At 72.5% G+C, this 8,315-nt stretch carries 9 protein-coding genes; 6 read left to right on the top strand and 3 right to left on the bottom strand.

Annotated features, from left to right (window positions below; translation table 11 throughout):
- Positions 1-130 precede the first annotated feature (130 nt).
- Both ACIQR3_RS22390 and ACIQR3_RS22385 read right to left on the bottom strand, forming a co-directional pair.
- Complete coding sequence (locus tag ACIQR3_RS22390; protein WP_403541533.1) at positions 131-427, bottom strand: small hydrophobic protein; 297 nt, start codon at positions 425-427, stop codon at positions 131-133.
- Between the two features lie 235 nt (positions 428-662).
- Complete coding sequence (locus ACIQR3_RS22385; RefSeq protein ID WP_403541530.1) at positions 663-2,270, bottom strand: MFS transporter; 1,608 nt, start codon at positions 2,268-2,270, stop codon at positions 663-665.
- Positions 2,271-2,383: 113 nt separating this feature from the next.
- Here ACIQR3_RS22385 and ACIQR3_RS22380 point away from each other — a divergent pair, with 113 nt between their 5' ends.
- From ACIQR3_RS22380 to ACIQR3_RS22370, 3 genes are all read left to right on the top strand, one after another.
- Entirely contained in the window at positions 2,384-3,010 is a 627-nt protein-coding gene (locus ACIQR3_RS22380) for a TetR family transcriptional regulator (RefSeq protein ID WP_403541527.1), read from the top strand.
- 81 nt (positions 3,011-3,091) lie between these two features.
- Entirely contained in the window at positions 3,092-4,312 is a 1,221-nt protein-coding gene (locus tag ACIQR3_RS22375; protein WP_403541524.1) for an alpha/beta hydrolase, read from the top strand.
- Positions 4,313-4,370: 58 nt separating this feature from the next.
- Positions 4,371-5,237 carry a DUF4429 domain-containing protein gene (locus ACIQR3_RS22370; protein ID WP_403541522.1) on the top strand — a complete coding sequence of 289 codons (867 nt, stop codon included), beginning with the start codon at positions 4,371-4,373 and terminating at the stop codon, positions 5,235-5,237.
- On the opposite strand, the gene ACIQR3_RS22365 is transcribed toward ACIQR3_RS22370, so the two are convergent.
- Positions 5,234-5,701, bottom strand: coding sequence for a MerR family transcriptional regulator (locus ACIQR3_RS22365; protein WP_403541520.1), 468 nt, complete (start codon positions 5,699-5,701; stop codon positions 5,234-5,236). The two genes, ACIQR3_RS22370 and ACIQR3_RS22365, sit on opposite strands and share 4 nt — an antisense overlap.
- Before the next feature lie 95 nt (positions 5,702-5,796).
- Here ACIQR3_RS22365 and ACIQR3_RS22360 point away from each other — a divergent pair, with 95 nt between their 5' ends.
- The 3 genes from ACIQR3_RS22360 (at position 5,797) to ACIQR3_RS22350 (ending at position 8,315) form a co-directional block, all read left to right on the top strand.
- Positions 5,797-6,267 (top strand): GNAT family N-acetyltransferase, encoded by a 471-nt coding sequence (locus ACIQR3_RS22360; RefSeq protein ID WP_403541518.1) that lies wholly within the window; start codon positions 5,797-5,799, stop codon positions 6,265-6,267.
- Positions 6,268-6,286: 19 nt separating this feature from the next.
- Positions 6,287-7,105, top strand: a complete 819-nt coding sequence (locus tag ACIQR3_RS22355; RefSeq protein ID WP_403541516.1) for a serine hydrolase domain-containing protein — start codon at positions 6,287-6,289, stop codon at positions 7,103-7,105.
- An 82-nt stretch (positions 7,106-7,187) separates the two neighbouring features.
- On the top strand, positions 7,188-8,315 hold the full coding sequence (locus tag ACIQR3_RS22350; protein WP_403541513.1) for a DUF5954 family protein: 1,128 nt from the start codon (positions 7,188-7,190) through the stop codon (positions 8,313-8,315).

Raw genomic sequence — 8,315 nt, 5'->3', positions numbered from 1 at the left:
AGTGACCGATTCCGCGCCGTTCCGAGGACGGACACCCCCCACCCCGGCCCCGACCCACCCGCACACGACTGGGCGCTACGCGCACCCCCACCGGAGCCGCGGCTGCGCCGCAGGCGTCTCCCGTCTCAGTTCAAAGTGACGCGCCGTACCCGATCAGCCCGACCAGGGCGACCAGCGTGTCGATCGCGCCCAGCGTCACGGCGATGACGGCCTGGAGCGGGCGGGAGCCCGCCCAGGTCCGGCCCATGGCGAGCCAGCCGCAGACGATCGCCGCGGGGCCGAGGACGATCCCCAGCACGAAGAACCCGGCGACCGCGCAGATGACCCCGATGATCCCGAGCGTCGCGCGATCCGGCCCGCTCCCTGACCACGTCCGGCCACGTGAGCGAGGGTGCCTGCGCGTTCCATGTCCGAAGCTCGCCATCATCAACTCCCTGAACCCTTGCCTGAGTTCGGGTCCATTTCGGGTTCGATGAGCGAGTACCCCCGATGAGACGGCCAATCCCCCCGGCGAGGCGCTGCCCGCGCGCTGCCCCCCTCCAGCAGCGCGCCGCAGAAACCTGACCCACTGTGACCTGCGGCGCCCGCCGGAAGGGAGGGGTTCACCGCAATCGTCACCCTGATGAGCGAACCACGGACCGAAGACGCGGACCGACGGCCCGTCAGATGTGGCCGACGCCCGCGCCCGCCTCCGCGTTCTCCCCCCGCTTCGTCAGAAACGCCACGAACACCGCCACCACCGCGACTCCCGCCGCGGTCAGCGACGCCAGGCTCATCCCGGAGATGAACGTGTCGTGCGCGACGTCCGCGATCTTCTCGGCGATCGGCGCCGGGGTCCCCTCCGGCACCGGAGCGATCCCCTGCTGGACCCCCTCCGCGGCCTGGTCCAGCTGGGCCGGCGTGAGCTGCGGCAGCCCCGCGTCCGCCCAGTTGCCCGCGAAGTCGTTGTCCACCTTGGAGGCCATCACCGCGCCCAGCACCGCCGTACCGAGGCTGCCGCCGATCTGCATCGCCGCCTGCTGGAGACCGCCGGCCACACCGGACAGCTCCAGCGGCGCGTTGCCGACGATGACCTCGGTCGCGCCGACCATGACCGGCGCCAGGCCCAGCCCCAGCAGGGCGAACCAGATCGACATCGCCAGGCTGCCGGTGTCCGTCTCCAGCGTCGACATGCCGTACATCGCGATCGCGGTGAGCGCCATGCCGCCGGCCAGCGGCACCCGCGGCCCGAACTTGGTGATCATCGCGCCCGCCGCCGGCGAGCCGACGATCATCATCGCGGTCAGCGGCAGCAGGTGCAGACCGGCGTCGACCGGGCTCATCCCGTGCACGTTCTGCAGGTAGAAGGTGACGAAGAACAGGCCGCCCATGAAGGCGATCGCCATCAGCACCATCAGCACCACACCGGCCGACAGCGGCACCGAGCGGAACATGGCCAGCGGGATCAACGGCTCCTTGACCTTCGTCTCCCAGAAGGAGAAGAGCCCGAAGCCGACCACCGCCACCACGATGAACAGCCAGGTCTTCCCGTCGCCCCAGCCCCACTCGGGAGCCTTGATGAGCGCCCACACCAGGCAGAACATCGAGGCCGACAGCAGCACGATGCCGACGATGTCGAAGGAGCGCGGCGCGTTCTCGGCCCGGTGGTCCAGCAGGATCAGTACGCCGAGCACCAGGGCGAGCACGCCCACCGGCACGTTGATGAAGAACACGGACTGCCAGTTGACGTGCTCGACCAGCACGCCGCCCAGGATCGGCCCGCCCGCCGTGGACGCGCCGATGACCATGCCCCAGATGCCGATGGCCATGTTGAGCTTCTCGGCCGGGAAGGTCGCCCGCAGCAGCCCCAGCGCGGCCGGCATCAGCAGCGCGCCGAACAGGCCCTGGAAGACCCGGAAGACGATGACCGCGCCGATGCTGCTGGACAGTCCGATCGCCCCGGAGGACACGGCGAAGCCCGCCACGCCGATCAGGAAGGTCTGCCGGTGGCCGAAGCGGTCGCCGAGCTTGCCCGCGGTGATCAGGGTGACCGCGAGGGCGAGGAAGTACGCGTTGGTGATCCATTGCAGCTCGGACCAGCTCGCGCCGAGGTCCTTGCCGATGGCGGGATTGGCGATGGCCACGATGGTGCCGTCGAGGGCCACCATCATGACCCCGACGGCGACGGTGATGAGCGTGGCCCACGGATGGCCGCGCAGCCCCTTGGCCGGCCCGGCGTCCGACGGCCCCCGGTCCCCCGGCCCCGTCGTCTCGATGGTCTGACTAGTCATACATTCGAGGCTAGTGACAGCCACTGACAATTGACAAACGGATTCACAAGTCGGTAACTGACAGGACACTCCCCTATAGCCTGAACTGGGGGAAGTGTTGAAGGAGAGCCCATTTGAGATCGCTGCGCGAACGCAAGAAGCAGCGCACCCGGGACGCCCTGCTGCGGGCCGCCCTCGACCTGTTCACCGAGCAGGGCTACGAGGAGACGACCGTCGACGACATCGCCGCGGCCGTCGACGTCTCGCAGCGCACCTTCTTCCGTTACTTCGCCAGCAAGCAGGACGCGGCGTTCTACGTGGCCCGCCTCGCCGAGGCGAGCTTCGTCGAGGCGGTGCGCGCCCGCCCGGCGGACGAGGCGCCGCTGGACGCGCTGCGCCTGGCCCTGGCGGAGAGCTGGGACGGCATCGGCGAGGCCATCGAACAGCTCGTCCCCCTCGACGTGCACCTGCGCTTCTACCAGGTGATCGAGTCGACGCCCGCCCTGCTCGCCGCCCATCTGCACCGCGCCACGGAGCTGGAGGAGCAGATCGCGCGGGTGATCGCCGAGCGCGAGGGCCTGGACGTGGACGCGGACCCCCGGCCCCGCGTGGTGGTGGCCGCCTTCGGCGCGGTGATGCGGGTGACGGAGCGGACCTGGACGACACGCGGCGACGCCAGCCTCACGGCCCTGCGGACCCTGACCGACACCCATCTGGACCAGCTCGAACCGGCACTGACGGGGAACTGGCGCACGACCTGATCCCCGTACGGTGTGATCGAAACGTGATCCGCGTCACTTGGCACACCCGAGACCGTCTCGTTCTCCTAGTGTGTCCTCCCAGTGACTTCTTTCGACACCTCCCCGCAACTGAATGTCTGGCGGGCGCTGCTCGCGCTGGCCGTGGTGTTCGTCATGCTGGCCACCACCGGCTGGACCGCCCTGCGAGGCCAGCGGGAGGCGACGCCGCTCCAGGCGTCGGTCACCGCGTGGGAGCGCGGCCGCCTCGACGGACACCGGCTGCCGGACACCGGCACCGGACCCGTCCGCCTCGCGCGCTTCTTCGCCTCGCTCACCGAGGCCCAGCGCTCCTCCCTGGCCCGCCGCTACCCGCTCGCCGTGGGCAACATGAACGGCGCCCCCGTGGCCCTGCGTTACAGAGCCAACCGGGCCGCGCTCGAAACGGCCCGGACCCAGGAGCGGCGGCGTCTGCACGACCGCCGGCTCTCCCCCGCCGGGCAGCGCGAGGCGGCGGCCCGCATGCACCGGTACGAGCAGCTGCTGCGCCCCGGACGGCACATCCTCGCCTTCGACCCGGACGGCTCCGGCCGCGTCGCCGAGGTGTTCGGCAGCCTGGACCGCGCCGAACGGGTCTCCGTCGTCGTCCCCGGCTCCGACACCGACCTGCTCACCTTCCAGCGCACCGAGCGCGCGTACAGCGCACCGGTCGGCATGGCCAAGGCCCTGTACCGGGCCGAGCGCGCGGCCCGCCCGGCGACCCGTACGGCGGTCATCGCCTGGGCCGACTACACCGCGCCCAGCGGCCTGGGCGTGGACGCGGCCACCGCGACGCTCGCCGCGGACGGCGCGGTCCGGCTGGCCGCGCTGGTGCGCGCGCTGCCCGGGAAGTCGCCGGTCTCCCTCTTCTGCCACAGCTACGGCTCGGTGGTCTGCGGCCTGGCGGCGGCCCGGTCACTGCCCGGCCGGGTCACCGACGTCGCGGTGGCCGGCAGCCCCGGCATGCGGGTGGAGAGCGCCGCCCGGCTGGGCACCTCGGCCCGGGTGTGGGCGATGCGGGACGCCGACGACTGGATCCGGAGCGTGCCGTACCTGGAGTGGGGCGGGCTCGGGCACGGCGCCGATCCGGTGTCCGCCGCGTTCGGGGCGCGCGTGCTGTCGGCGCGGGGTGCCGAGGGGCACAGCGGCTACTTCGTCCCGGGGACGGCGAGCCTGGCCAACTTCGCGCGGATCGGAGTTGGCGCGTACCGCTCGGTGGACTGCGCCGGCGAATCCGGAAGCTGCCGGACCGGTTTGTCCGCGGCCGTTGCGGCCGGACGCGCGTAGAGACGACGGAAACCGCGGTCCGCGCGGGGATAGGACGCGACAGCCGGTGCCGCATACGATGAGCCGCATGGGTGACGTACTGGCCGGATTTCATGCCGCCTGGGAGTTCGGGTCCGACTCCGTGCTCATCCGTTACGAACGGGGGATTCGAACACCGAAGCTGTTCCAAGTGCTGGGGGAACGCCGCGTCCCCCTCGACGCCGTCGCGGGCGTGACGCTGACGCCCGGCCGACGCGGCACGGTCGTGCTGCGCATCGAACCCCGCGCGGGCGCCGACCCGCTGATGGAGGCGGCGGCGGGACAGCTGAAGGAGTCGTCCGACCCGTACCGGCTGGTGCTGCCGGCCGAGCGGGAGGTGCTCGCCGAGTACTACGCCGACGAGCTGCGGGCACGGCTGCCCGGTGCCGGCGCCGCTCCCGCCGAGGAGTACCTGGTGGCGGCGCCCGACGCACCGCTGCACTTCAAGGCGTACGACGCGAAGGCGTCCTTCGACGGGAACGCGGTGTCGTTCCGGTGGTTCTGGACCGGGGCGTCGTCGGCGAAGTGGAAGGCCGGCGACCAGACCTTCCCGGTCGCCGGCCTCAGCGGGGTGGAGTGGCGCTCCCCCGAGGTGCTCGACGGCTACCTGCGCCTGGCGCGCCGCGACGGCGAACCGGCGCCCGCGCAGGCCGACCAGGACCCGGCGTCCGTGGTGTTCGGCCTGGGCTACGGGGCGGTGCACGAGTCGCTGCCGTTCGCCGCGGCGGTGCTGGCGGCGGTGCGCAGGGCCGGTCCGGTGGCGGTACCGGCCGCCACGGCGCCGGCCCGCCGCGACCCCGCCGACATCGCCGAGCGCATCCGGCACCTCGGGGAACTGCACCAGGCGGGACTGGTCACGGACGAGGAGTTCTCGGTGAAGAAGGCGGAGCTGCTGGCCCAGCTCTAACTCCCGGCCCCCTCGTAGAAGCTGATCTTCAGGTCGAGGACGGAGAGGGTGTCCTGGAGTTCCGCGATCCGGGTCAGCACGTCGCGCCGGGTCGCCTCCAGCAGTTCGCGGCGGGCACGGTAGGTGCCGTCGCCCTCGCGCACCAGCTCGGCGTACCGGACCATGTCGGCGACCGGCATGCCGGTCAGCCGGAGCTTGCCGACGAAGTCGAGCCAGTCCAGGTCGCGGTTGCGGTAGCGGCGCTGGCCGGTGTGCGAGCGGTCGATGTGCGACATCAGGCCGATCCGCTCGTACCAGCGCAGGGTGTGCGCGGTCAGGCCGGTGTGGGCGACGACCTCGCTGATGGTGTAGTGGTCCTGGCCGTCGGGGCGCGGGTGGCGCCGGGGTCCCGAGGAGCAGGTGCCGGTGCGGGTGGTGTCCGGCCGGGAGGCCGTGGCCGGGGCCGTGGTCTGCATCACCGTCATGGCGCCCACGCTATGACCTTGGAGTGCGCTCCAGGCAAGCCGCGCGGCGGAAAATCGCCGGACACGGCACGGGGAGGATCACTACCGTCTGGGGCATGAGTCTCGTACGCCGTGCCGTGCCCGGGGACGCCGGGGAAGTGCTCCGCCTGCGTCAGGTGATGATCGACTCGCTGGCGGCGGGGCCGGGCGACACCGGCTGGCACGCCGAGTCGCTGCCGACGCTGCGTGGCCGGCTGGCCGAGCCGGACGGGGACTTCGCCGCGTTCGTCGTCGACCACCCGGAGCGGCCGGAGGCGCTGGCCGCGCTGGTGGCCGGGACACTGGAGTACCGCATCGGGCGGGCCGGCAACCCGCTCGGGCTGATCGGCTACGTCTTCAGCGTCGCCACCGACCCGGACGCCCGGCGCCGCGGGTACGCGCGCGCGTGCATGGCGGAGTTGCTGGAGTGGTTCCGGGAGCGGGGTGCCGGACACGTCATGCTGACCGCGTCCGCCGACGCCGAGCCGCTGTACGCCTCCCTCGGTTTCACGCGGGACACCGACCCCTCGATGCGGCTGTACCTGTAGGCCGCCTAGGCTCGACGCCATGTCGCTGAAGAGCCTCGCGTTGATCGAGAACTGGCCGGTTCCCACCGCCGCGGCGGGTGTCGTACGGGCGGACGGCACCGTGCTGGGCACCCACGGCCCCGTGGGGCGGCCCTTCCCGCTGGCCTCGGTCACCAAGCCGCTCGCCGCCTACGCGGCCCTCGTCGCCCACGAGGAGGGGGCGATCGAGCTGGACGAGCCCGCCGGCCCGCCCGGGTCGACGGTGCGGCACCTGCTCGCGCACACCTCCGGGCTGGCCTTCGACGAGCACCGCGCGACCGCGTCGCCCGGGGAGCGGCGGCTGTACTCCAACGCCGGTTTCGAGCAGCTCGGCGACCACATCGCCAAGGCCACCGACATCCCGTTCGCCGAGTACGCCCGGCAGGCGGTCCTCGCCCCGCTCGGCATGACGTCCACGACGCTCGAAGGCTCCCCCGCCAAGGACGGCGTCTCCACCGTCGAGGACCTGCTGCGCTTCGCCGCCGAGGTGCAGGCGCCGCGGCTGCTGGACCCGCGCACCGTCGCCGAGGCGATGACCGTGCAGTACCCGGGCGTCAAGGGCGTGCTGCCGGGCTACGGCCACCAGAACCCCAACGACTGGGGCCTCGGCTTCGAGATCCGCGACGGCAAGTCCCCGCACTGGACGGGCTCCGCGTCCTCGCCGCGCACCTTCGGGCACTTCGGGCAGTCGGGTACGTTCCTGTGGATCGACCCGGACGCGGGGCTGGCCTGCGTGGCGCTCACCGACCGGGCGTTCGGACCGTGGGCGGTCGAGGTGTGGCCGCCGTTCACGGACGCGGTGCTCGCCGACAGGGGGTGATCCGGGGCTTATCCGTAGCTGATCCGGGAGTGATTCTCCCGTTCCCCGGCGAAACCGCTCCGGCTTCCAGCACATTGAGTACATGAGCGGTTACGCAGACAGAGCACCGGGTTACCTGACCTTCCGGGTCGCCCCGCAGGACGGCCCCATCGCGGCGTTCGCCGAGCAGGAGGCGTGGGAGGCGCGGGAGCGGTACCCCGAGTTGCTGGGGGTGGGCCTCGGGGAGTTCTTCCACGCGCGCGAGCTGGACACCGGCGGCTGGGAGCTGTCCGAGTACGGCAACGACACCCCGCAGGGCGCCCGGGACTCCCTGGGGTCCCACTTCCGGATGCGGGCCAAGGCGGCCGAGGAGGCCGGGGACGCCAAGGCCCAGAAGACGTGGATGTCGGGGGCCCTGCGCATGGACCGGGAGGTCGTCGACGACCTCCGGGTCCACGGGGAGCACTTCCGCATCGTCCGGGCCGCGAAGTTCGTCCGGCTGGGCAACGCCGGGCCCGAGCCGCCCCGCCCCTCCGACCCCGACCCGGCGGAGGTCGGCGAGGGCTACCGCGAGCCGCGGCGCACCAAGGGCTTCGTCGTCGACCCGTACACCAGCACCGGGCTCGCCGACAGCCTGCTGAGGCTGGACCTCGTGCAGTTCGTCGGGCCCGGCCCCGGCGCACCCGAGGACGTGCGCCGGGACGCGCGGCGGGCGGCCCGCGACTACCCGGGCGGGGTGCTGCTGCCGGCCGTGTTCATGGTCGCCGAGCGGACGGACGGGGAGTGGCAGTCGCACAACCCCGGCGCCTCGCACTCCACGCCGCAGGGCGCGCGCGACGCCCTCGCCGGGTGGCTGCGGGTCATGGCGCCGTTCACGCTGCGGCTGTCGGACGAGAAGAAGGCGGAGTACGCGCGGGCCGCCGACAAGTTGGACGAGAAGCGCGCCAACAGCCTCAGCGTGGACGGGACGCGGTTCCGCGTCACCCGGGTCGAGCGGCTGGTGCGGATCGGACCCGACGGGCCGGAGGGCCCCCGGCCCAGCGACTACGACCCGGAACCGCCGATCGAGGTCCACACCCGGCAGCTGAAGGAACAAGGGCTGTGGGAGGACGACGAGGACCAGCCGGTCGAGCTCGACGAACGCACCCGTGAGCTGCAGGCCCTGTGGGAGGCGGAGGAGAAGCGCCGCGCGGCGGTCAAGGAGCGGAAGGCGCGGCAGCGGCGCGGCTGA

The organism is Streptomyces sp. NPDC090994, from assembly GCF_044768905.1.
Taxonomy (GTDB): Bacteria; Actinomycetota; Actinomycetes; order Streptomycetales; family Streptomycetaceae; genus Streptomyces.
This window is presented reverse-complemented; position numbering and strand designations above follow the sequence as displayed.